Below are 22,844 nucleotides of genomic sequence, written 5' to 3' on the forward strand. Positions count from 1 at the left end.
AAGAAAAAGGTGAGCAGCCAAAACCACTCACCTTCTAGATTATTTTATTTTCTCAGCGGCTTTCACTAAGTAATTGTTACTTTGACAAGGCAACAAGTTTTCGCGACTCCTGAGCATAGCTCGCCTATGTGATGGAGCAAGAAAACGCAGTTAACGCAGTAAAAGTGACAAGTACGACGTGAAAGTTAGCCTAAGCGTTTCACCGACATTACATCCTTGATCTGCTCAACACGTTTCGAAACGCGTGAGAACACCTCAAGGTTGGTCACTTCAAGGTCAAAGTCCATGATCGACATTTGCGTGCGGTAATCGACGCGACTCTTCATGCTGGTGACTTTGATTTTCTCGTTCGCAAATAGCGTTGTGATGTCTTTTAGTAGACCACCACGCTCCATCGCTTCAACACGAACCGTCAAGATGTAAGAGCCGACAAAGCCGCTCCCCCAGACGGTATCAATGATACGTTCTGGTGCGTGATGACGAAGTTCTTCTAGTTGCTCACAGTCACTACGGTGCACCGAAATACCACGACCTTGAGTGATGTAACCTGAGATCTCATCACCTGGGATCGGCTGACAACAGCGCGCTAGGTGCGTCATTAAGTTATCGACACCTTCTACCACAACCGCATCTTTCTTCGGACGGCTTTGCGCTGGCGCGCGATTTTCTGCTTCTTGCAGTTTTTCCAGCGCTTGCTGGTCTTCCTCTTCCGCGGTTGGCTTGTTCACTAACGCGTTGATGTGGTTGATGATCTGGTTAATGCGCAAGTCACCACTACCAATACCAACATACAATTCATCGGCGCTATTAACGTTAAAGCGTTTTAGTGCGTAGTGATCTGCGTCTTTCAGTGTCGCGCCGATTTTCGCCAATTCGTGCTCTAGGATTTCACGACCCGCTTCTAGGTTCTTCTCACGACTTTGTTTGCGGAACCATGCGTTGATTTTCGCACGTGCTCGGCTCGACGTCACAAAGCCCAGAGTCGGGTTCAACCAGTCACGTGAAGGGTTTGGTTCTTTCTGGGTGATGATTTCAACCTGATCACCCATTTGCAGTTTATGGGTGAACGGTACAATACGACCCGCAACTTTAGCGCCGATACAACGGTGACCCACTTCGGAGTGAATGTGGTAAGCGAAATCGAGCGGTGTTGCGCCCATTGGTAGGTCGACAACATCGCCACGTGGGGTAAAGGCATACACGCGGTCATCAAATACCTGACTACGTAGCTCGTCCAACATCTCGCCAGAGTCAGACATCTCTTCTTGCCAATCGAGTAGCTTACGTAGCCATGTTATCTTCTCATCGTAACCGCTGCGGCTGCTTGCACCTTCTTTGTATTTCCAGTGCGCAGCAACACCTAGCTCAGAATCTTCGTGCATCTCTTTAGTACGAATCTGGATCTCAATGGTCTTGCCTTCAGGACCAAGAATCACGGTATGGATAGACTGGTAGCCGTTTGGTTTCGGGTTCGCTACGTAATCGTCGAACTCGCTTGGTAGGTGTTTGTATTTGGTGTGAACCACACCTAGAGCGGCATAACAGTCTTGAAGTTTGTCAGCGATGATACGTACTGCTCGTACGTCAAATAATTCATCAAACGCCAGACTCTTCTTCTGCATTTTGCGCCAGATACTGTAGATGTGCTTTGGACGACCACTGACTTCTGCGTTGATGCCGCATACGGTCATTTCTTGGGTAAGGTCGTCGACAAAGTCTTTGATGTATTGTTCACGGACAATACGACGCTCAGCCAATTGCTTCGCGATTTGCTTGTAGGTTTCTGGTTGTTGGTAGCGGAAGGCGTAATCTTCGATTTCCCACTTCAACTGACCAATACCAAGGCGGTTTGCCAGAGGCGCATAGATGTTTGCACACTCTTTTGCCGCAGCACGACGAACTTCGTCCGGCGCTTTTTTTACTTCAATCAGGTTGCAGATACGTTCCGCCAGCTTGATGACCACGCAGCGGAAATCATCCACCATTGCCAACAGCATGCGACGAACGTTATCTACTTGAGACGAGGCAGCACCACCATCCATTGTTACATTTAGTTGACCAATTGCCGCCATTTCGTCGACACCATCGATCAGCTTAATGATTTCTTTGCTGTATTTTTCCTCAAGGAGCTCTCTATCAAAAGCACCGCTTGAGACCAAAGGGAACAGTTGCGCCGCGACAAGTGTCGCTTTGTCCATCGACAAGGTGATCAAGATTTCGATCATCTCTCGTCCACGCCACAACAAAAGCTCCGCCTGTTCGTTATCCGCCAACACAGATTGGCAGTCACGATACACTTCGGTTAAGCGTTTCGCTGTGTTCTTCTCTTGACCTAGGCTAGCCACCCAGTTTTCAAGTTCAAACTGTTCATCTTGGTTTAAATGCGCGCTTCTTACCGCAACCATCTCATCATCCTAATTATTATATTTGTGTGGTTTGACTAACACCATCCAGGTTAGTTCTTTCGCCAAGCTTTAAGCGTTGGCTTATTGACCCCCCACCACGTGTAAGTGATCAACAAAGTCCCAATTATCAGGACTTTTCAAACAGTGCCATCGATTCTAGATGGCTGGTATGAGGGAACATGTCCAGCATACCTAATTTGGTCAATTGGTAGCCTTGCTCCAGCAAGCTCTGGCTATCCCTTGCAAGGGTAGCAGGATTACACGAAACATAAACTACACGCTGTGCGCCAAGCGCAGAAACTTGATCGATGATCCCACTCGCGCCCGCACGTGCCGGATCAAGCAGCACTTTGTCGAATTGTTCAGCCGCCCAAACTTGCCCTTCAAAATCCTGCTCAAGGTTAGCGTGATAAAATTGCGCGTTATTGATTTGGTTCAAAGATGCATTATTTGCCGCCTTTTCCACCATTTCTGCCACGCCTTCTACGCCAACCACGTGTTTTGCACGTTTTGCGATTGGCAAACTGAAGTTACCTAAACCACAGAACAAATCTAACACTCGCTCGTCACTTTGTGGGTCTAACCACTCCACTGCCTGAGCGACCATTTTCTGGTTTACCGCTTGGTTCACTTGAATAAAGTTATTTGGCGTAAATGGTACGGTGACACCTGCTTCTTGATAGAAAGGCACTTCACCTTCAATCAAATCAAGCTGATCCGTTTCTGGCATCAGGTAGAGCGATGCATGGTGACGCTTCGCTAATTCCACCAAGGTGTTGGTTTCTTTTTCAGTCAATTTGCTCAGATGACGCAATGTTACGCATGGACCATTGTCGCCTAGCACCAACTCTACGTGACCAAGTTGCTCTGGCTTCTTAAACGCTTTTAACGTCGAGTAGATTTCTGGCAATAGCACATTCAACTCAGGCGCGAGCACTGGGCAGTCTGTCACTTGCGCGATTTGCTTACTCTGTTTCTTACGGAAACCAAAGTGCAACTGACGAGTCTTTTTATCCACGAACAAGCTCACACGAGCACGGCGACGGTAGCCAAGAGATTCACCCAACACAGGCGCATCCAACTCGATATCACTGCCGGCAAATTTTCTCATCAACTGACGAAGCGTTTGCTGCTTGTGCGTCAATTGTTGGTCATAGTTCAGATGCTGCAGGTCACAGCCACCGCATTCATGGTAATGCGGACAAAATGGCTCCACGCGAGCTTCACTCGGTTTAAGGATTTTAATCAACTTACCGCGAGCGAACTTGCTCTTTTCTTCCACCAATTGGGTTACCACTTCCTCACCCGGTAGCGCACCATCGATAAACAATGGTTTCTTCTTAAGGTAAGCAATGCCTGCGCCGTGGTGATCCAAACGCTCTACTTGTACCGCTTGGTGACGGGTATTCAGTTGCGTTTTCTTTTTAGGTTGAAAGATACGTGCCATGCTCTGTGCCTGATTTGTGTCTAATTGCTCTACTGCTTCACTATTCTTGATTGCAGCCGTTGTGTGATTCGAGTGACTTGATTATGCTTACCATTTATCCGGTGACGTCACTTCTTTGCTCAAGGCTTTATCGTGCGCTTGAGAAATAATGCGTTATTTTCCCATATCCAGACTCCGATGTAATTAGATAACATGACCAGATATGGCTTAAGAGCACGTGTAATTACACTAACTCTCGCTCCCACTCTCATTATTGGTTTATTACTGAGCGGCTTTTTCTCATTTAACCGCTACCAAGACCTCGAGAAACAAGTTATCACCACAGGCAATAGCATTATCGAACCGCTTGCGATTGCCAGTGAAACTCACCTACTTTCCGAAAGTCGCGAAGCCGTTCGTCGCCTTATCAGTTACGCCCACCGCAAGAACTCAAAACTGGTTCGTAGTATCGCGGTGTTCGATGAAAATCATGAGCTTTTCGTCACTTCTAACTTCCACCCCAATTTTGAAGCTCTGATGTTCCCGAAGGATAAGCCTATCCCTCAGTTGGGAGACTCGGAAATCTTCGACAACTCGCTTATTCTGCGCGTGCCGATTCTATCTGAAGGTCACTATCTTTCGGAGCTCTCAAATGAGAATCAGGGCACAAAAGCCATCGGCTACATCGCAGTGGAAATGGATCTTTCGTCACTTCGATTGCAGCAATACCAAGAAGTGTTCTCTGCGTTCTTGGTGTTGATCCTCGGTCTTGGTCTCGCGAGTGTGTTCGCCTCTCGCCTCATGCATGACGTAACCCAACCGATCACCCACATGAAGAACGTGGTTGACCGCATTCGTCGTGGTCACCTTGATGTGCGTATCGAAGGCAAAATGCACGGTGAGTTAGACCAGCTGAAAAACGGTATCAACGCCATGGCGGTCTCGCTGTCGGAATACCACGTTGAGATGCAGCACAGTATAGACCAAGCGACTTCAGACTTGCGTGAGACTCTGGAACAGCTAGAGATTCAAAACGTGGAGTTGGACATCGCGAAGAAGCGTGCCCAAGAAGCAGCCCGTGTGAAATCCGAATTCTTGGCGAACATGTCTCACGAGCTTAGAACCCCATTGAATGGCGTAATTGGCTTTACCCGTCAAATGCTGAAAACACAGCTTTCAAACAGCCAAACGGATTACTTGCAGACTATTGAGAAGTCCGCAAACAACCTATTGAACATCATCAACGACATCCTCGATTTCTCGAAACTGGAAGCCGGTAAGCTGGCACTGGAAAACATTCCGTTTGAATTCCGCGAGAGCTTAGAAGAAGTAATCAACCTACAAGCTACCAGCGCACATGAGAAAGGTTTGGAAATCACCTTGAAAGTGGATCCGAAGATCCCGCAAGGCTTGGTGGGTGACCCACTTCGTATCCAACAAATCCTCACTAACTTGGTCGGCAACTCCATCAAGTTTACTGAGCGCGGTAACATCGACATCAGCGTTGAGATGCGCTCACAATCTGGTGACTCGGTCGAACTGCAATTCATGGTGCGCGATACTGGTATTGGTATCTCCGAACGTCAGCAAGCGCAGTTGTTCCAAGCGTTTAGCCAAGCGGATGCGAGTATTTCACGTCGCTATGGTGGTACCGGTCTGGGTCTGGTTATCACTCAAAAACTGGTAAGCCAGATGGGCGGCGAAATCAGCCTAACCAGTCGCCTACACCAAGGTTCAACCTTCTGGTTTACGGTTCGCTTGCACTCAACTGAAATGCCAATGAGCGATCTGATTGAAGTCGAACTACTAACTGGTAAGCAATTGCTGTTGGTTGAACCAAACATGCAAGCGGCGTCAGTGACACAGCAGATCCTGAGCCAAGAAGGCATTCTGGTGACCTACCGCTCTTCGTTGCCAGAAAACGACGAGAACTACGACTACGTATTGTTGAACTTGGCTGCCAACCAAACCTACGACGATCAATCGGTAGCAGCTTGGATTGAGCAAGCCAAACGCATGGCGCCGAGTGTGATCATGGGAACGCCGAGTACCGAACTGGCACTGGCAGATCAAGTGATGAACGACCATCAGATCCAATGTCTGACCAAGCCATTATCGCGTCGCAAGCTTCTACAAAGCCTCATCACGGACCATGTTGAAACACCACAAGCAGTAATTGCACCAATTGAGGCAGTGGTGAATGAACGCTTACCACTGACGGTGCTTGCGGTTGATGATAACCCGGCCAACTTGAAACTGATCTCTGCGCTACTAAAAGAGCGTGTAGAAACGGTAACGGCGTGCAGCAATGGTCAGCAAGCAGTGAATCTCGCGACTGAGAAAAAATACGATCTCATCTTCATGGACATTCAAATGCCGTTGATGGACGGCGTGACCGCTTGTCAGCACATTAAAGAGCTAGAGCTGAACAAAGACACCCCAGTAATTGCGGTGACCGCGCATGCCATGGCGGGTGAACGTGACCGACTACTGGCAGCGGGTATGGATGACTACCTAACCAAGCCAATTGAAGAGCATGTACTGCAACAGGTATTAGTTCATTGGAATCCAAATACCTGTACTGAAAGTGTCGACAAGATCGCGCCTTCTTATGTCGAACCAGTTGTGGAAACTGCGCCACCAGCACCAGAAAAACCACAGCAAGATGTCATCATCGACTGGCAAGCAGCGTTAAAGCAGAGTGCCAACAAAGAAGACTTAGCCAAAGACATGCTGCGCATGCTGATTGATTTTATTCCTGAGGTGGAAGAAGTGGTCGATCAAGCACTAGAGCAAGAAGACTTCTCGCGTGATGACCTTATCCATGTGGTGCATAAACTTCACGGCAGCAGCTCTTACTGTGGCGTGCCGAGATTAAAGTCTCTGTGTGCAACCTTGGAACAAGCACTGCGCTCGGGCGCTGACATCGAAGACATCGAACCGGAAATGTTCGAACTGCAAGATGAGATGATTAAAGTCACCACGACGGCGAAACTCTATCTTGAACAGTAGAAAATAACGGATTAAATCAGAGACATAAAAAAGCCAGAGCATCGACTCTGGCTTTTTCGTATTCGGTTATTAATCCGTAATCAGGCTAAGTTAGGATTCAAAAATCACCGTCGCGACCGCGTAATGACGTTCATCCGAAATCGACAGATGAACATGATTGACGCCCATCGACTCGGCGATTTGCTTCGCCACACCGGATAAGGTCAATATCGGTTTACCGAACTCATCATTCGAAACTGTAAAATCATGGAAGGTCACGCCTTTTGCGATGCCTGTACCTAGCGCTTTTGAGGCAGCCTCTTTTACTGCGAAACGCTTCGCAAGGTAGCGCCCTTTTTGCTTCAATTCAGCAAACTTTACCATTTCATCTTGCGACAAAATGCGTTTTGCGAAGGGCTCACCCGTTCGACCGAGCGCTTTTTCAATGCGCTCAATCTCTGCGATGTCAGTGCCTAATCCTAAAATTGCCATGCTTAAATCTGATTACTTACGAGCCGCAACCATGATGGCTTTCATTTCTGCCACAGATTTTTCTAAACCATCGAAAACCGCACGACCAATGATCGAGTGACCGATGTTAAGCTCGTAGATTTCTGGCAGTGCCGCGATTGGTGCAACGTTGTGGTAAGTCAGACCGTGACCTGCGTTTACGATGATACCTAGGTCATCTGCGTAGCTTGCGCCAGCTGCGATCTTCTTCAGTTCATCTTGCTGATCTTCTTCTGTTATCGCGTCTGCGTAGTGGCCTGTGTGAAGCTCAATGTAAGGTGCGCCACAAGCTTTTGCCGCATCGATCTGTTGACGGTCAGCATCGATGAATAGAGAGACTTTAATGCCCGCTTCAGTTAGCTTTTGCGTTGCCGCTTTCACTTTCTCAAGTTGAGCGACAACATCCAGACCACCTTCTGTTGTCAACTCTTCACGTTTTTCAGGAACCAGACAAACGAACTCAGGCTTAGTTTGTAGCGCAATCTCAACCATCTCGTCCGTTACTGCCATTTCAAGGTTCATACGAGTTTGAATGGTTTCACGTAGGATACGTACGTCACGATCTAGAATGTGGCGACGGTCTTCACGTAGGTGGATGGTAATACCGTCAGCACCGGCACGCTCTGCGATCTCAGCAGCATGAACTGGATCTGGGTATTTAGTACCACGTGCATTACGTAGAGTGGCAATATGGTCGATATTAACGCCTAAGTAGATTGAGCTCATTTTCCGTTACTCCGTGCTCGATATGTCTGAATAAATAATTCGCGACTTTTTAAAGGTTTGCCGCCAAGATACGGCTTTAATGCCATACGTGTAAAGCGTTTCGCCGCTTTTAATTGCTCTTTAGTGACGAATCGCCGTTCACTAATCGCAATCAATTCATTACCTAAAAATGTCAGATTGTCGCGCCTTACTGAAGCTATGAATCCCTTTTGTTCACGATAACGGTAAGTCATCTCAGGATCGACAGGCTCACCCGTCCCGGCACAATGCAAGAAATCAACGCCATAGCCCATTGAAGACAGCAGAGCCAGTTCAAAACGACGCAAGCCCGGTTCAGGGTTATCACTCTGAGCCAATTCCGTTAGTGCATGCAGGTAATCATGAAACAGCGCAGGCATCGGCACTTCCGCCATTAACACGCGCCCGACTAATTCATTTACGTACATTGCGGAGTAAAGGTTTATCCCAAACAACGGCAAACCCAAACTGATTGGCTCAGCCTGACGTAAGGTTTTCATTGAACCTTTGCCGGACCATTTCAGCAATAGTGGCGTGAAGGGCTGTAATGCCCCTTTAAGATTAGAGCGTTTGCTGCGCGCACCTTTCGCCATCAACGTGATACGACCATACTCCTCGCTGAATACATCAAGGATCAAGCTCGATTCACTGTAAGGGCGTCGGTGCAATACAAAGCAGCGTTGGAAGCCTTCTGAAGACTGGTTGCTCATTTCAATCTGTGTGCCTAAGTCGGTAATAAAAAATAAGGAGCCAAGCGGCTCCTTATTCTAATCGATATTATATTTTAGTCGATGTTGGAACGAAGTGTCTTCGTTACCAAACTTACAAGCAACCAAGCTTATAGATCGTCAATGTAACCTAGTGAGCGCAGTGCACGTTCGTCGTCTGCCCAACCAGATTTCACTTTTACCCAAGTCTCTAGGTAAACCTTACGACCGAATAGCTCTTCCATATCTAGGCGCGCTTCACGACCAATTGTCTTGATCTTCTCGCCGCCTTTACCAATCACCATTTTCTTCTGACCATTACGTTCAACAAGAATCAGGGCGTTGATATGGAAACCGTCCGTTTCTGGGTTGTAATCGAAACGCTCAATCTCAACCGTTACCGAGTATGGCAGCTCTTCACCAGTAAAACGCATCAGTTTTTCACGCACGATTTCAGACGCCATGAAACGCTGAGAACGGTCTGTTACGTATTCTTCTGGGAAGTGGTGCGTTGCTTCTGGCAAGTGATCGCGAACGTGCTTACGCAGTACGTCGATGTTCTTACCTTGCTTTGCAGAGATTGGCACAACGTCAACGAAGTCCATCTTCTTCGACATCTCGGCCATGTGCATCATCACTTCGTTACGATCTTGCACGTTGTCTACCTTGTTCACACAAAGCACAACAGGGAAGTTCGACTTTTGAAGCTTAGTCAGCACCATCTCGTCGTCTTTGGTCCAATGCGTACCGTCGACCAAGAAGAATACTAGGTTCACATCACTTAGAGATGAGTTGGCTGCACGGTTCATCAAGCGGTTAATCGCACGCTTCTCTTCAATGTGAAGTCCCGGCGTATCTACGTAGATCGCTTGGTAATCACCATCTGTATCCACACCCATGATGCGGTGACGCGTCGTTTGCGGTTTACGAGACGTGATCGAAATCTTCTGACCCAAGATTTTGTTCAGAAGCGTCGATTTACCTACGTTTGGACGACCAACAATCGCAATGAAGCCACAGTGTTGGTTCTCTGGTGAACTTACTTCACCGTGTGATGCGAAAAACGCATCAATGTCGAATTCGTTATCAGCCATTCGTTAATTGCTCAAGTGCCGTTTCTGCAGCCGCTTGTTCTGCCTTGCGGCGGCTGGTGCCTTTACCGATTACAGGCTTATCCACACCTGCTACGTCACACTCAACCGTGAACTCTTGGTTGTGCGCTTCACCTTTAATATTAGTCACTGTGTAGACAGGCAGCGGTTTTCTTCTGCCTTGCAGGAACTCTTGTAGGCGAGTTTTTGGATCTTTTTGTGATACACCAGGCTTAATCGCCTCAAGACGCGAGTTGTACCAGCTCAGTACGATACCGCGAACTTGTTCAATATCACTATCAAGGTAAATCGCACCAATAATGGCTTCTACCGCATCGGCTAGAATAGAGTCTCGGCGGAATCCGCCACTCTTCAATTCACCTGGACCTAATTTTAAATAATCTCCTAGATCGAATTCACGACCCAGTTCCGCCAATGTGTGCCCACGAACCAAGGTCGCGCGCATACGGCTCATGTCACCTTCGTTCACTTTCGGGAAACGATGGTACAGATCATCAGCGATGACAAAACTTAAAATTGAATCGCCCAGAAACTCAAGACGTTCATTGTGCTTACTATTGGCGCTGCGGTGAGTCAGCGCCAAGTTGATAAGCCCAGCATCCTTAAATTGGTAGCCGAGCTTTCTCTCTAGTTTCTCAATTGGAGAATTCATACTCTCTCGATATGTAATGGTTAGTGAATGCCACCGACGCGGTTAAAACGCACACCAGTTGGAATCCATGAAGGTAGAACACTATCTGCGCCACGATCAAACTCGAAGCTGATCCAGATCGCAACAGCTTTACCGACTAAGTTTGCTTCTGGAACAAAGCCCCAGTAACGGCTGTCAGCACTGTTGTCACGGTTATCACCCATAACGAAGTACTGACCTTGTGGTACAACCCACTCGTTAACACCTGGACGTGGTTGGTAGTTCTGCACGCGGTCACGAGTTAATGGGTTCACCAAAATTTGGTGCTCAACTTCACCCAGTTTTTCATTCATCTGAATCAGAGGAATACCGTTTTGGATGAATTGACTTTCTTCAACATTGTTCAGCTTAACTGGCTTACAAGATGACTCACCTTTCGATTGAATACATACCTGCTTATCCGCAGAGTAACGAACGGTATCACCAGGCAAACCTACCACACGTTTAATGTAGTCAACGTTTGGCTGTGGTGGGTACTTGAATACCACGATGTCGCCACGCTCAGGCTTGCCAGTTTCCACTAGCTGCGTGCGCCATACCGGATCTTTCAATCCGTACGCGTATTTCTCCACCAAAATGAAGTCACCTACTAGTAGGGTTGGCATCATTGAGCCTGAAGGGATTTGGAACGGTTCATAGATAAAAGAACGTAATACCAATACAAATGCAATCACTGGGAAGATAGAAACGCTGTTCTCTACCCACCACGGTTGGCTTTCTACTTTTTGTAGCGTCACCGCATCCAGACCATTGGTTGTTTGCGCTTGGATCTCCGCTACTTTCGCTTGACGTTTTTTCGCAAACACCAGCTTTTCTAGTAGCCAAACTACGCCAGTTACCAAAGTCACGATAACTAGAATCAGTGAGAATGTATTCGCCATTAAATTCCCTTATCTAAAAATACGAAAGTGAAAGAGCCGAAACCCTTTCACTTATTTTACTATCTAACGTCTTATGACAGACAAGAGCACGAGATAGTTCAACTCTAGTCTTTACCAACGTGAAGAATTGCTAGGAACGCTTCTTGAGGCAGCTCTACGTTACCGATCTGCTTCATACGTTTCTTACCTTCTTTCTGTTTCTTCAGAAGTTTCTTCTTACGGCTCACGTCACCACCGTAACATTTCGCGATTACGTTCTTACGTAGCTGTTTCACTGTAGAACGTGCGATGATGTGGTTACCGATAGCCGCTTGGATCGCGATGTCGAACATCTGACGAGGAATGAACTCTTTCATTTTCTCAACAAGCTGACGACCACGAGTCTGAGACTGATCTTTATGCGTAATCAGCGCTAGCGCATCCACTTTGTCGCCGTTCAGTAGTACGTCTACACGTACCATGTTCGATGCTTCAAAGCGTTGGAAGTTGTAATCCAGAGACGCGTAGCCACGTGATGTCGACTTCAAACGGTCGAAGAAGTCCAGTACCACTTCTGCCATTGGGATGTCGTAAGTGATCGCAACTTGGTTACCGTGGTAAACCATGTCCACCTGTACGCCACGCTTCTCAACACATAGTGTGATTACGTTACCTAGGTAGTCAGCTGGTACTAGGATGTTACAGCGCGCGATAGGCTCACGGATCTCTTCGATGTCGTTAACCGCTGGCAGTTTTGCAGGGCTATCAACGTACAGAGTCTCACCGTTAGTTTGTTCTACTTCGTAAACTACCGTTGGTGCCGTTGTAATTAGGTCAAGATCGTATTCACGCTCTAGACGCTCTTGGATGATTTCCATGTGCAGCATACCAAGGAAACCACAACGGAAACCAAAGCCAAGTGCTGCTGAGTTTTCTGGCTCGTAGAATAGCGATGCATCGTTTAGGCTAAGTTTACCTAGTGCGTCACGGAAGTTTTCGTAATCATCAGAAGATACTGGGAACAGACCCGCGTATACCTGAGGTTTTACTTTCTTAAAGCCTGGAAGTGGCTTCTCGCTGCCGTTTTTCGCTAGTGTCAGCGTATCACCTACTGGTGCGCCTAGGATGTCTTTGATACCACAAACTACCCAGCCTACTTCGCCAGTACGCAGAACATCAGTGTCCACTTGCTTAGGCGTGAAGATACCTAGACGATCCACACCCCAAGTTTGACCTGTGCTCATTACTTTGATCTTGTCGTTTTTCTTCAGTGAACCGTTTTTAATTCGAACCAAAGAAACAACGCCAAGGTAGTTATCGAACCATGAGTCGATGATCAGCGCTTGAAGTGGCGCGTCTGGATCACCTTCTGGTGCTGGAATTGCTGATACGATGTTTTCTAGAACGTCGTCAACACCTAGACCTGTCTTCGCAGAACAGCGGGTTGCTTCCATTGCATCGATACCAACGATCTCTTCAATTTCTTCCGCTACACGCTCGGGATCAGCAGCTGGTAGGTCAATCTTGTTCAGGATTGGCACAACCTCTAGATCCATTTCGATTGCGGTGTAACAGTTAGCTAGGGTTTGAGCCTCTACACCCTGACCTGCGTCAACCACCAGTAGCGCGCCTTCACAAGCAGCTAGAGAACGTGATACTTCGTACGCAAAGTCAACGTGTCCCGGAGTATCGATGAAGTTCAACTGGTACGTTTCGCCGTCTTTAGCGGTGTAGTTCAGCGTCACACTCTGAGATTTGATGGTGATACCACGCTCACGTTCAAGATCCATAGAATCCAGAACCTGTGCGGCCATTTCACGATCGCTTAATCCACCACAAACTTGGATTAGACGGTCAGATAGGGTCGACTTACCATGGTCGATGTGGGCGATAATCGAAAAGTTACGAATGTGCTTCATAGATTTAGGGTGACTAACTCTTTACAAATAGGGACAGTAAGAAAGCCGTCTGTTGACGGCATTTCAATCAAGTTGGCAGATTCTACCCAATTTCGTTAACGGGCGCACCTTATTTAAAGTCTAGAACTTATTGAATAGGTTCACCGAGAACTCGAATGAGGGTGACTTGGCGTTTTGACTCATCTTCTAGTGGGCGTGACACACGTTTTGCGAGCCACATACCACCAGCTGCGAACAATACCGAAGCTAGGATGGTAATGACCTCACCGCCTGCGGTTAAAGGTACTAGCAGGAAGTTGCCAATTACAGCACCGAGAATCAAACCAAACAAAGGAAGAAGGTAGACCGCCATAGCTGATTTGATCAGGCTTGCTTCGGGGAAACCAATTTCCACGACCTGACCAACTTTGACGGATTTTGGGGTACGCAAATGCCACGACAGCGTTTTGTTACCGATCGCTTTGGTAACCACGCCTGTGCCGCAGCTTTTTTGCGATGAACAGCTGCTGCAACTGGTCTGTTGCTCGCAGCTGATATCGACATCATATTGCTGACCGTGACGGTGAACGCCCGTCACGGTAGCCAATGCAGTCATCATTGCACTTCACTCTTTGTTACATTAAAAGTGACCGATTGTGCGATACGCTGAGCCGTTGCCGGCGGAATATCACCAACAACTGAGATTTCATGGTTTCCGCTGACAAAGCTGTGCAATGTACGGCGACCTTGACGAACCAGTTGACCTTTCAACGAGTGCTCGTCTTTGTCAGCTACATACACTGAAAAGCTAAATAGTCCATCAGAGTAAAGTTGGCTTTCTACCATTTGGTCAGTCACTGCCATGCGGTAACGGTTCAGTTCATTTGGATGGAACCCTTCCGGTGTCCAACCCACGGTCCAGTTACTGGTACCGATATCGCCTTTTGGCATTGTCAGAACCGCGGGTAATTGAACCTCTTCCAAACCACTCATCAGTTCACCAATCTTAGGGTTCACTGAGTAAGAAATAGTACGGTACTGCTCAAGCATTTCACCATCACGATCAACGAGATCAGCACGCAGTGGCAGTTTACTCTTCTCATCAATCCACAATACGTAAGAGTAACGTAGCCCATCTTTTGGCACGATGCGCAGCACTTGTGTTGGAACACCAGCCTCACGGGCACGACCTACTTTTACGTAGTCGTAGTACAAGTTTAGCTCGTCGATGTTAGCGTTCAGCATCGGCATGATTGGAGCAACCATTTTACCCGATTCGATGGTAAACGGTTCTGCGCCAGTTTCGATATAGCTTACTTCTGTGCCGCGACGGATCACTTCACGTACAGGACCACTCAAATACACAAGATGTGCGTACTGGTCTTTGTCGTGAGTCGCGTGACGATACAGCAAAGGTTCAATGCTGTTCTTTTTGATAAGGATATAAGAGAGTTCGTAGCTTAAATTCTTGCTCGCCTCGCTCATTTGATGCAATAAAGCCTCCGCTGGCTTATCACCAGCAAAGGCTTGCGAAGACATCAGACTGAACAGAGCGCAAGCGCTGATCAGAAATTTTTTCATTCAATATCCGGTGTCAGATGTGCATCTTGTTGAGACGCATCACTGTTAATTCTTAGCTGCAGTTCGTAGTCACGAAGCATAGCATGAACGCGTTTGCGTTGCTCTTGCATATTTGCTTCACCAACGGAACGCTCTACGGATTCACGCGTCAAGCTTACTGGTTCAGCGCTGCCCGCAAATGGCACAGTCTGAAGCACAGGAAGTTGGTCAGCTTGCGGCGACATTGGGTCGCTACCGCCGTACTGTTGAACGCCTAATATCACAACAAGTGACACACACGCAGCAACGGCAACTTGACCAAACTGAGTCAACCATGCAGGCAACTGGCGTTTCGCTTTTTGTGGCTCTGGTTGCGACTCTTTTGGCGCGTCGTTAATTGAAATTACGTTAGCACTGCGCGAATCGATAGCACGATGCACAGGCTCGTCTTCTAACGCTAACGCTACGCTTTCAGCAATATTCCACTCAGGCTTTGCTGGCGCTTCGCCTCGCATCACATCACCAATCAGGTGATAGTTCTGCCAAGCATCACGGCTCTCTTGGTCTTGCTCTAATTCTTGAATTAAAGCCTTATCGACCAATTCTCCATCCATGAGAGCTGAAAGTTTTTCTTTGTCAGCCATTATTTTCACCATAGTTATCACTTGTACTAGCGCTGCAAAAGAGGTTTGATTTTCTTTTCCACCGCCTCACGAGCACGGAAGATACGCGATCGTACCGTTCCTACCGGGCAATCCATTACTTCAGCAATTTCCTCGTAGCTCAAGCCATCAAGCTCGCGCAGAGTCATTGCGGTTTTTAAATCTTCAGGTAAGGCTTCGATTGCACTGAACACTACCCGTTGCAATTCTTTGGACAACGTTAAGTTCTCAGGGTTCGAAATTTCTTTAAGTGCATTACCTGTTTCGTAAAATTCAGCTTCTTCAGCATCAACGTCTGTTGCAGGTGGTCTACGACCTTGAGCAACGATGTGATTTTTCGCAGTATTCACTGCAATGCGATACAGCCACGTGTAAAACGCACTCTCCCCACGAAAACTAGGGATAGCTCGGTAAGCCTTGATAAACGCTTCTTGTGCTACATCTGGAACATCGCCAGGATTACTTACGTATCTGGAGATAAGGTTACATACCTTGTTCTGGTACTTTGTTACCAGCAGGTTGAATGCTTGCTTATCGCCATTCTGAACTCGCTCAATCAATACTTGATCGGTCAGCTGCTCGTTCATTCGAGCGGATACTCCTATTTGTTATGCCCCTACTCTTCTCAGATATGGGTACTAATTATGCAAAACGTAGTATTGACACCACTGCTTACTTGAGCACTATTGTGACCCTGACGTGAATGAGAAAGTTCCATGGTTTCTCAAATTTTTTGTCATTGTTTTTTCACAGTGTGATGTCACTAGCCAAATCCCGCTCCTCGTCCGACTTAAGTCTCGTTTTGACAAGCGAGCATACTGGTGGGGAAATGGGTATAATGGATGATCTCTGTCCCAGATTGTGCTGGGTAGAGCATAGAAAAGCAATGGCATTGACAAACTATTACTTTTCATTTGCATGGCTAATGGCTATCAGAACATCGCGTTACAAACAAAACTCAGGAAGCATCTGCATGCCCAAGGCATGGCAAAATAAGAGTGGCTGAAGTCACCAAGGTAACGCCGATTTCGATACGTCTCCCAACTTAGCCCTTAGCGACGGATGTCGCGTTAATGGAATGCACATGGTGTGCAAAATATACACAAGGTAGCCTTGTTACCTTAGCTTGGGATTGTAAAAGTAATATGAACACAAATCGTGAACATGAATGTGATGTGTTAGTGGTAGGGAGTGGCGCCGCGGGCTTGTCGTTGGCTTTGCGTGTCGCAAACCACTGTAAGGTAATGGTTCTAAGTAAAGGACCGCGCAGCGAAGGCGCAACGTATTACGCGCAAGGTGGTATCGCTGCCGTATTCGATGAGTCGGACACTATTGAGTCTCACGTTGAAGATACGCAAATTGCCGGGGATGGAATCTGTGATGAAGAGACAGTTAAGTTCATCGCGGAAAACTCAAAAGAGTGTGTACAGTGGTTGATTGATGGTGGTGTACCATTCGATCGTGAAGATGATGATTCTGACGATGAGCCACGTTATCACTTAACTCGCGAAGGCGGTCACAGCCGTCGACGTATTTTGCACGCTGCTGATGCCACTGGCATGGCAATGCAAACCTCTCTACAAGACAATGCACACAGCCACCCAAACATTCATGTTCTTGAGCGCCATAATGCTCTGGATTTGATCACCGAAGATAAAATCGGCGGCGACAAAAACAAGATCATTGGCGCTTATATTTGGAACCGCAACGAAGAACAAGTTGAAACTGTTCGCGCTAAATTTGTTGTTCTCGCAACGGGCGGCGCTTCCAAAGTTTACCAATACACTTCTAACCCAGACGTGTCATCTGGTGATGGTATCGCAATCGCGTGGCGTGCAGGTTGTCGTGTTGCGAACCTAGAGTTCAACCAATTCCACCCAACCTGTCTTTACCACCCAGAAGCACGTAACTTCTTGTTGACTGAAGCATTGCGTGGTGAGGGGGCGTATTTACGTCGTCCAGACGGTTCACGTTTTATGCCGGATTTCGACGAGCGTAAAGAGCTTGCTCCACGTGATGTCGTGGCTCGCGCTATCGACTTCGAAATGAAGCGCTTAGGTGCTGACTGCATGTATCTCGACATCAGCCATAAGCCAGCAGATTTCATTACTAAGCATTTCCCAACCATCTACTCTCGTTTGATGGATTTGGGTATCGACATGACTAAAGAGCCAATCCCAATCGTACCTGCGGCGCACTACACGTGCGGCGGCGTCATGGTCGATCAAAACGGCCATACCGATCTGAAGAACCTCTACGCGATTGGTGAAGTGAGCTACACGGGCTTACACGGTGCGAACCGTATGGCATCGAACTCACTACTTGAGTGTGTGGTTTACGCATGGTCGGCAGCCAAAGACATCCTAAAACATCACAACGAAGTAGAACTCGCACCGCAGGTTCCATGTTGGGATGAAAGCCAAGTGACCAACAGTGATGAAGAAGTGATCATCCAACACAACTGGCATGAGCTGCGCCTATTTATGTGGGATTACATGGGCATCGTTCGTACCGATAAACGTCTTGAACGCGCACTGCGCCGTATCCAGATGCTGCAACAAGAAACGCACGAGTACTACAGTCACTTCCGCGTATCAAACAACTTGCTAGAGCTACGTAACCTTCTGCAAGTCGCAGAGCTAATGGTGCGTTGCGCGATGCAGCGTAAAGAGAGTCGCGGTCTGCACTACACCTTGGATTATCCAAACCAGCTAGAAAACAGCGGTCCAACGATTCTTACGCCAAACAAATAGCTCTGACACTAAAAGTAACAGTCAGATATAAGATCAAATGGGAGCTTCGGCTCCCATTTTCCATTGTCGTAATATCAAACACAGTTGACGATATGCCACGTCTTCACAACTGTCTCGCCAAATCGTGACTTTCTCACCCGACACTAATTCAAACGTGACTTTGAACGCCGCCGCCGACACATCAACACTCGATATTGTCGAAGTTTGTTTGTCATTGCGTACTGTGCCATCACGATGCAAATACCAACCGCCGCAGGCTGAAGGCACGACAAAGCCACCTTGCAATTGGCAACGGATAATCAGTAGTAACAGATAAGTTGATAAGACGAGTGGGATATCAGAGCAGATAACCGCCCAAACGCAACCTAGGAGAAGAAGTTGGTTGGCAATTTGGGCGTATAAAGAAGTGTTAACCTTAAGATTAACGAACCTTGCTGAGGTTGTGTGCGACAATTTTATCGACCATCGAAGCGTGACCTAGATTTTCGCTACGACCGTGGCCCATCACCCAAGTAAACAGATCGGGGTCATCGCATTCTAGTAGTGAGACGAAATCACGCTGCTCTTGCTCATTTAGTGCATCAAAGCACTCTTCAAAAAACGGCATAATCACCACGTCAAGCTCAAGCATGCCACGACGACAAGCCCATTTAATACGCGCCTTTTCTTCCGCAGTGTACATTCAGTATTCCTTCATAGATGTCTTGTTCTTAGTGCGGAGTGTAACAAGGGATGTGCAACGTCACTAGTGTGCGGGTCACAATATGTAGCCAAGTCGCCGCAAATCCTGAACGCATTTAATAAACAAACGTTCAGCAAAGCCAAACACCTTAAAATTGAGTGGATATATTGAGTGCTGACAAATGCCGATTCTGCATTTAACATATCTGAAAAATATCTTCAAAAGGCATTGTAATCATGGAATGGCAAACTCGCTTTTCACCGCTGAACCTATCGACACAAGACGCACTACCTGAGCTGTCTATCTCGCTATTGGATAACCTGGGTATGATCACCATGATTGGAGACGACAAAAAGTCGTACCTACACGGTCAAGTTACCTGCGATGTGGTTTCTCTTGAGAAAGACCAATCAATGTTGGGTGCACATTGTGATGCGAAAGGTAAAGTGTGGAGTGTCTTCCGCCTATTCCACCATAACGATGGCTATGCAATGGTTCAGCCGAAATCTGCGATTGAAGTGGAACTAAAAGAAATCAAAAAGTACGCGGTGTTCTCGAAAGTGACCATCGAAAAGTCTAGCGACGTTGTGCTGGGTGTTGCTGGTGAGAATGCTGATGCGTTCATCTCAACCCTAAATGCTGATTCTGGCGACGTGCGTACAGTTGAAGGAGGCACTGCAGTCAAAGTGGCTTCAAACCGCTGGTTGCTTGCGCTTACAGCAGAAGCAGCACAATCGTTAGTGGAAGATAGCCAAGCAACACTAACAACCCATGAGCTTTGGACCCGTTTCGATATTGAAGCAGCACTACCATACGTGGCAGCAGACGCGCAAAACGAGCACATTCCACAAGCACTAAACGTACAAGCGCTTGGGGGCATCAGCTTTACGAAAGGCTGCTACACAGGTCAAGAAACCGTAGCGCGCGCGAAATACCGCGGTACCAACAAACGTGCAATGTACATTGTTAAAGGTGCAACCGCTGAAGCCTTAGGTGAAGGTGCAATCGAACTGGAACGTAGCGTCGGTGAAAATTGGCGTTCAGTGGGTGCGTTGCTCACGCATTACCAATTCAGCGACAACCAAGCGATGGGACTCATTGTACTGCCAAACAACCTAGACGATGACACTCGTTTGCGCTTGGTTGCTCAACCTGAGTGTGAATGGGAAATCGCAGCATTGCCGTACAGCCTTGACGATGAGTAATACCATTCATACCCCTTTGATGCAGTTTTTGGCGGACCAAAACATCGAGTACCGCCTTCTTCCTCATCAAAGGCCAGCAACAACCATTGAGGATGCCGCACAACAACGCGGCATTCGCCCCTCTCAAATGGTCAAAGCGATTCTTTTGCGCGATATGGGGAACCAATATGCGCTTGCTTGTACACCAGGTGATCGTAGCGTTGATCCAAAGAAGGTGCGCGCATTACTGCAGTGCCGTCGTATGACGTGCGTTGATCAAGCGGACGTAGAAGCGATTACCGGATACAAGATTGGTACTGTCACACCACTCCTCCTAAAACGCTACATGCCGATCGTATTTGACCCAAGTTTGCTTGAAGAAAAAGAAATCACCATTAGCAGCGGAGATCGTATGGCTGGCTTAGCGCTATCCATCGATGATCTAATCCAATTATGCCAACCAACCATGGCTGATATCTGTCGCTAACATGTAATCAAGCGCAGGATTCTCACTCCTGCGTGATCTCACTCATATCTCTCCGATTACACTTGAGAATTTTTAATCATTTTTAAAACATAAATAGTCACACATAAAAAACTCGTATATGCTGAATTCGTTGGTTAAGTTTTCAACAACGACTTAGCTAACGTAAAGTGAATCTGCTGACTTGTATGACAGCGTTCATTAAGTCAGTCGTCCACTTTTGTGTAATGCATCTGTGACTATTCGCCCGCCGAAGCGGGCTTTTTTTTGCGTGGAACTTTTTCCCTTTTCTTTCCTCTAACTCAATGAAAGCAATGCATTTGAGGTTTCAACCTCGTCAAAACGAACAAAATGCAACCCATTGAGTAAAAACATTTAGCAAACAATCATTTTCCTTCTATTCTTATTTCTGTAACAAAACTGATGCTTAATGCACCACGTAAGAACAGGAGGACTCAAGGACTGGTTCCTTCGATAATGATTTTTTGAGGTAATCCTCACGCTATTTGAGATATGACTCTGTCAATTTGTCTAAGGCAGCACAAATCTCTAAAGCCAAGTACCTCAACTGCACTTAATACTATTGCTGTCACAATAATTTTTACGCGAAAAACGTAGAATAACTGGGCTAGGTAAGAGATAAGGAAGAGTAAATATGAGACTGTTTAAGCGCTATACACCAGGTATGATTGCTAAACACATAAGTCGTCTTTTTAAAGGAAGAATTTATATTTACGGAGTCGGTAAGTTCGAGTTTGATAACGGAAAATTGATGTTGCCAGAGAAAGCTGAGAAACGTCACTTTCAGGCAGTAAAAGAGATTAACCAAGAGATTATGAAGCTCAGATGCGCATACGCTTAGCTTAAACATCGATGTAAAAAGAAAGGCTGGATTAACCAGCCTTTTTTGTATCTTTTGTTTGCGAAGCGAAGAACGTATTTATTGACGCGCTAGTTCCGGCAGGTTGCCTTTCAAACCTAATGCACGCTTCATGATTTCATCTTTCGCACCCGGCAGTTGTCCTGCTAGGCTCAAACCAATACCACGAACCAACTTCTTGGCAGGATTCTCACCAGAGAACAGATCACGGAAGCCTTGCATTGCCGCTATCATCTTCGCCGCTTCGGCTTTACGCCAACGCTCGTAACCACGTAGATTACGTTTGGTGCCAATGTCTTGCCCTTGCTTCCACAGTGCCAACACTTCTTGCGCTAAGCTTGCTGCATCTAATAAACCAAGATTCACACCCTGCCCTGCCAGCGGATGAATGGTATGGGCAGCATCGCCAACTAACGCCACGCGTTCAACCACAAAGTCACGCGCATAACGCATCTTAAGTGGGAATGCTGCACGTTCGCCAACTACTTCACACAAGCCTAAACGCGCATCGAATTCGCTAGTCAGTGCTTTATTAAACTCTTGCTCGTTCATCGCCAGCAGTTGCTCTGCGCGATTTGGATCGGTAGACCAAACAATCGAACACATGTGAGGATCAGACATTGGAAGGAAAGCTAATGGACCTTGCGGTGTAAAGATCTGACGCGCAACACTGTTGTGTGGGTCAGCGTTTTTCACGTTCGCAACAAGCGCGCTATGACCGTAATCCCAATGCGTTAGTGGGATATCCATTTGGTTACGCAGCCAAGAATTTGCACCATCAGCGCCAACCACTAACTTCGCTGTCATAGCTTGACCATTATCGAGCGTTAGCCAGCTTTCTTGCTCACCCACCGCAAGCGTTGCACAACGAGCAGGCATAAACAGCGTCACGTTATCGAGCTTTTGAACTTGCTCTAGCAGCGCCAATTGAATTACGCGATTTTCAACGATATGACCAAGATCCGGTTGAGCCATGCTCTGCGCATCAAATGCGATATTCGCGAAGCTGTCTTGCTCCCACACTTCCATCGCATGGTATGGTGAAGCGCGACGCTGCTCGATACCTTGCCAAGCACCAAGCTTGCGAAGGATGGTTTCACTTGAACGGCTCAACGCCGACACACGTACATCTGGCAGTTCATTTAGGGTGTCGTTTGGCACTGCACCTTCGATAACGGCTACTCGCAGGTCACTGTCCTTAAAAGCGGCAGCTAATGCTAAACCCACCATTCCACCACCGATGATGGCGATATCTACACTTTGCATCATTGCTTTTGTTACCTAATTCGTTGCCG

General features: G+C 47.2%; 21 protein-coding genes. 5 read left to right on the forward strand and 16 right to left on the reverse strand.

All coding sequences use genetic code 11. The annotated features are described in order from the left end of the window. Positions 1-185: 185 nt before the first annotated feature. A complete protein-coding gene (gene relA, locus MHO32_RS19670) occupies positions 186-2,405 on the reverse strand; it encodes a GTP diphosphokinase (RefSeq protein WP_005449804.1) in 2,220 nt (739 codons plus the stop codon). 127 nt (positions 2,406-2,532) lie between these two features. Next, on the reverse strand, positions 2,533-3,852 hold the full coding sequence (gene rlmD, locus MHO32_RS19675) for a 23S rRNA (uracil(1939)-C(5))-methyltransferase RlmD (RefSeq protein ID WP_017817666.1): 1,320 nt from the start codon (positions 3,850-3,852) through the stop codon (positions 2,533-2,535). Positions 3,853-4,044: 192 nt separating this feature from the next. Between rlmD and barA the strand changes: the two genes are divergently transcribed. Further along, a complete protein-coding gene (gene barA, locus MHO32_RS19680) occupies positions 4,045-6,843 on the forward strand; it encodes a two-component sensor histidine kinase BarA (protein ID WP_239213567.1) in 2,799 nt (932 codons plus the stop codon). A 90-nt stretch (positions 6,844-6,933) separates the two neighbouring features. Here barA and acpS read toward each other — a convergent pair whose 3' ends face one another. From acpS to rpoE, 11 genes are all read right to left on the reverse strand, one after another. Next, complete coding sequence (gene acpS / locus MHO32_RS19685) at positions 6,934-7,314, reverse strand: holo-ACP synthase (protein ID WP_005449797.1); 381 nt, start codon at positions 7,312-7,314, stop codon at positions 6,934-6,936. A 12-nt stretch (positions 7,315-7,326) separates the two neighbouring features. Continuing rightward, positions 7,327-8,058 carry a pyridoxine 5'-phosphate synthase gene (pdxJ, locus tag MHO32_RS19690; RefSeq protein WP_239213569.1) on the reverse strand — a complete coding sequence of 244 codons (732 nt, stop codon included), beginning with the start codon at positions 8,056-8,058 and terminating at the stop codon, positions 7,327-7,329. Further along, entirely contained in the window at positions 8,055-8,786 is a 732-nt protein-coding gene (recO, locus tag MHO32_RS19695; RefSeq protein WP_005426504.1) for a DNA repair protein RecO, read from the reverse strand. Before recO ends, pdxJ begins: the two co-directional genes overlap by 4 nt. 128 nt (positions 8,787-8,914) lie before the next feature. After that, positions 8,915-9,877 carry a GTPase Era gene (gene era, locus MHO32_RS19700; protein WP_009698775.1) on the reverse strand — a complete coding sequence of 321 codons (963 nt, stop codon included), beginning with the start codon at positions 9,875-9,877 and terminating at the stop codon, positions 8,915-8,917. Then, positions 9,870-10,547, reverse strand: a complete 678-nt coding sequence (rnc, locus tag MHO32_RS19705; protein WP_005449793.1) for a ribonuclease III — start codon at positions 10,545-10,547, stop codon at positions 9,870-9,872. The genes era and rnc overlap by 8 nt, the downstream gene beginning before the upstream one ends. Positions 10,548-10,567: 20 nt before the next feature. Further along, positions 10,568-11,467, reverse strand: a complete 900-nt coding sequence (lepB, locus tag MHO32_RS19710) for a signal peptidase I (protein ID WP_005449792.1) — start codon at positions 11,465-11,467, stop codon at positions 10,568-10,570. A gap of 104 nt (positions 11,468-11,571) precedes the next feature. Beyond that, complete coding sequence (gene lepA / locus MHO32_RS19715) at positions 11,572-13,365, reverse strand: translation elongation factor 4 (protein WP_005449790.1); 1,794 nt, start codon at positions 13,363-13,365, stop codon at positions 11,572-11,574. A 127-nt stretch (positions 13,366-13,492) separates the two neighbouring features. Continuing rightward, a complete protein-coding gene (locus MHO32_RS19720; RefSeq protein WP_038898663.1) occupies positions 13,493-13,963 on the reverse strand; it encodes a SoxR reducing system RseC family protein in 471 nt (156 codons plus the stop codon). After that, on the reverse strand, positions 13,960-14,925 hold the full coding sequence (gene rseB / locus MHO32_RS19725) for a sigma-E factor regulatory protein RseB (RefSeq protein ID WP_005449786.1): 966 nt from the start codon (positions 14,923-14,925) through the stop codon (positions 13,960-13,962). Before rseB ends, MHO32_RS19720 begins: the two co-directional genes overlap by 4 nt. Continuing rightward, positions 14,922-15,548 carry a sigma-E factor negative regulatory protein gene (locus MHO32_RS19730; protein WP_005449785.1) on the reverse strand — a complete coding sequence of 209 codons (627 nt, stop codon included), beginning with the start codon at positions 15,546-15,548 and terminating at the stop codon, positions 14,922-14,924. The genes rseB and MHO32_RS19730 overlap by 4 nt, the downstream gene beginning before the upstream one ends. A 26-nt stretch (positions 15,549-15,574) precedes the next feature. Beyond that, positions 15,575-16,153: an RNA polymerase sigma factor RpoE gene (gene rpoE / locus MHO32_RS19735; RefSeq protein WP_005449784.1), complete on the reverse strand. Its 579-nt coding sequence runs from the start codon at positions 16,151-16,153 to the stop codon at positions 15,575-15,577. 558 nt (positions 16,154-16,711) lie between these two features. Between rpoE and nadB the strand changes: the two genes are divergently transcribed. After that, positions 16,712-18,319 (forward strand): L-aspartate oxidase, encoded by a 1,608-nt coding sequence (gene nadB / locus MHO32_RS19740; protein WP_239213581.1) that lies wholly within the window; start codon positions 16,712-16,714, stop codon positions 18,317-18,319. A gap of 33 nt (positions 18,320-18,352) precedes the next feature. On the opposite strand, the gene MHO32_RS25855 is transcribed toward nadB, so the two are convergent. Together MHO32_RS25855 and MHO32_RS19750 are read right to left on the reverse strand one after the other, a co-directional pair. Continuing rightward, positions 18,353-18,772: a protein YgfX gene (locus MHO32_RS25855; protein ID WP_336246176.1), complete on the reverse strand. Its 420-nt coding sequence runs from the start codon at positions 18,770-18,772 to the stop codon at positions 18,353-18,355. Continuing rightward, positions 18,741-19,001 carry an FAD assembly factor SdhE gene (locus MHO32_RS19750; RefSeq protein WP_005429937.1) on the reverse strand — a complete coding sequence of 87 codons (261 nt, stop codon included), beginning with the start codon at positions 18,999-19,001 and terminating at the stop codon, positions 18,741-18,743. Before MHO32_RS19750 ends, MHO32_RS25855 begins: the two co-directional genes overlap by 32 nt. A 236-nt stretch (positions 19,002-19,237) precedes the next feature. On the opposite strand from MHO32_RS19750, the gene ygfZ reads away from it, so the two are divergent. The 3 genes from ygfZ (at position 19,238) to MHO32_RS19765 (ending at position 21,531) form a co-directional block, all read left to right on the forward strand. Then, on the forward strand, positions 19,238-20,206 hold the full coding sequence (ygfZ, locus tag MHO32_RS19755) for a tRNA-modifying protein YgfZ (protein WP_239213583.1): 969 nt from the start codon (positions 19,238-19,240) through the stop codon (positions 20,204-20,206). After that, positions 20,199-20,672, forward strand: a complete 474-nt coding sequence (locus tag MHO32_RS19760; RefSeq protein ID WP_045480204.1) for an aminoacyl-tRNA deacylase — start codon at positions 20,199-20,201, stop codon at positions 20,670-20,672. Before ygfZ ends, MHO32_RS19760 begins: the two co-directional genes overlap by 8 nt. A 652-nt stretch (positions 20,673-21,324) precedes the next feature. Then, the gene (locus MHO32_RS19765; protein ID WP_005449772.1) at positions 21,325-21,531 is read left to right on the forward strand and encodes a DUF1107 domain-containing protein; all 207 of its coding nucleotides are present in this window, start codon (positions 21,325-21,327) and stop codon (positions 21,529-21,531) included. 78 nt (positions 21,532-21,609) lie between these two features. On the opposite strand, the gene MHO32_RS19770 is transcribed toward MHO32_RS19765, so the two are convergent. Further along, entirely contained in the window at positions 21,610-22,818 is a 1,209-nt protein-coding gene (locus tag MHO32_RS19770; protein ID WP_101960236.1) for an FAD-dependent 2-octaprenylphenol hydroxylase, read from the reverse strand. Positions 22,819-22,844 lie beyond the last annotated feature (26 nt).

Origin of the sequence: Vibrio sp. MMH1-50 (genome assembly GCF_022347645.1) — a bacterium.
GTDB lineage: Bacteria > Pseudomonadota > Gammaproteobacteria > Enterobacterales > Vibrionaceae > Vibrio > Vibrio harveyi.

Coding starts and splice junctions, on each gene's coding strand:
- acpS (WP_005449797.1), bottom strand. CDS start 7,314: ATGGCAATTTTAGGATTAGGCACTGACATCGCAGAGATTGAGCGCATT.
- lepA (WP_005449790.1), bottom strand. CDS start 13,365: ATGAAGCACATTCGTAACTTTTCGATTATCGCCCACATCGACCATGGT.
- rlmD (WP_017817666.1), bottom strand. CDS start 3,852: ATGGCACGTATCTTTCAACCTAAAAAGAAAACGCAACTGAATACCCGT.
- lepB (WP_005449792.1), bottom strand. CDS start 11,467: ATGGCGAATACATTCTCACTGATTCTAGTTATCGTGACTTTGGTAACT.
- rseB (WP_005449786.1), bottom strand. CDS start 14,925: ATGAAAAAATTTCTGATCAGCGCTTGCGCTCTGTTCAGTCTGATGTCT.
- rpoE (WP_005449784.1), bottom strand. CDS start 16,153: ATGAACGAGCAGCTGACCGATCAAGTATTGATTGAGCGAGTTCAGAAT.
- relA (WP_005449804.1), bottom strand. CDS start 2,405: ATGGTTGCGGTAAGAAGCGCGCATTTAAACCAAGATGAACAGTTTGAA.
- MHO32_RS19765 (WP_005449772.1), top strand. CDS start 21,325: ATGAGACTGTTTAAGCGCTATACACCAGGTATGATTGCTAAACACATA.
- MHO32_RS19730 (WP_005449785.1), bottom strand. CDS start 15,548: ATGGCTGACAAAGAAAAACTTTCAGCTCTCATGGATGGAGAATTGGTC.
- MHO32_RS19750 (WP_005429937.1), bottom strand. CDS start 19,001: ATGTACACTGCGGAAGAAAAGGCGCGTATTAAATGGGCTTGTCGTCGT.
- MHO32_RS19770 (WP_101960236.1), bottom strand. CDS start 22,818: ATGATGCAAAGTGTAGATATCGCCATCATCGGTGGTGGAATGGTGGGT.
- barA (WP_239213567.1), top strand. CDS start 4,045: ATGACCAGATATGGCTTAAGAGCACGTGTAATTACACTAACTCTCGCT.
- pdxJ (WP_239213569.1), bottom strand. CDS start 8,058: ATGAGCTCAATCTACTTAGGCGTTAATATCGACCATATTGCCACTCTA.
- recO (WP_005426504.1), bottom strand. CDS start 8,786: ATGAGCAACCAGTCTTCAGAAGGCTTCCAACGCTGCTTTGTATTGCAC.
- nadB (WP_239213581.1), top strand. CDS start 16,712: ATGAACACAAATCGTGAACATGAATGTGATGTGTTAGTGGTAGGGAGT.
- ygfZ (WP_239213583.1), top strand. CDS start 19,238: ATGGAATGGCAAACTCGCTTTTCACCGCTGAACCTATCGACACAAGAC.
- MHO32_RS19720 (WP_038898663.1), bottom strand. CDS start 13,963: ATGATGACTGCATTGGCTACCGTGACGGGCGTTCACCGTCACGGTCAG.
- era (WP_009698775.1), bottom strand. CDS start 9,877: ATGGCTGATAACGAATTCGACATTGATGCGTTTTTCGCATCACACGGT.
- rnc (WP_005449793.1), bottom strand. CDS start 10,547: ATGAATTCTCCAATTGAGAAACTAGAGAGAAAGCTCGGCTACCAATTT.
- MHO32_RS19760 (WP_045480204.1), top strand. CDS start 20,199: ATGAGTAATACCATTCATACCCCTTTGATGCAGTTTTTGGCGGACCAA.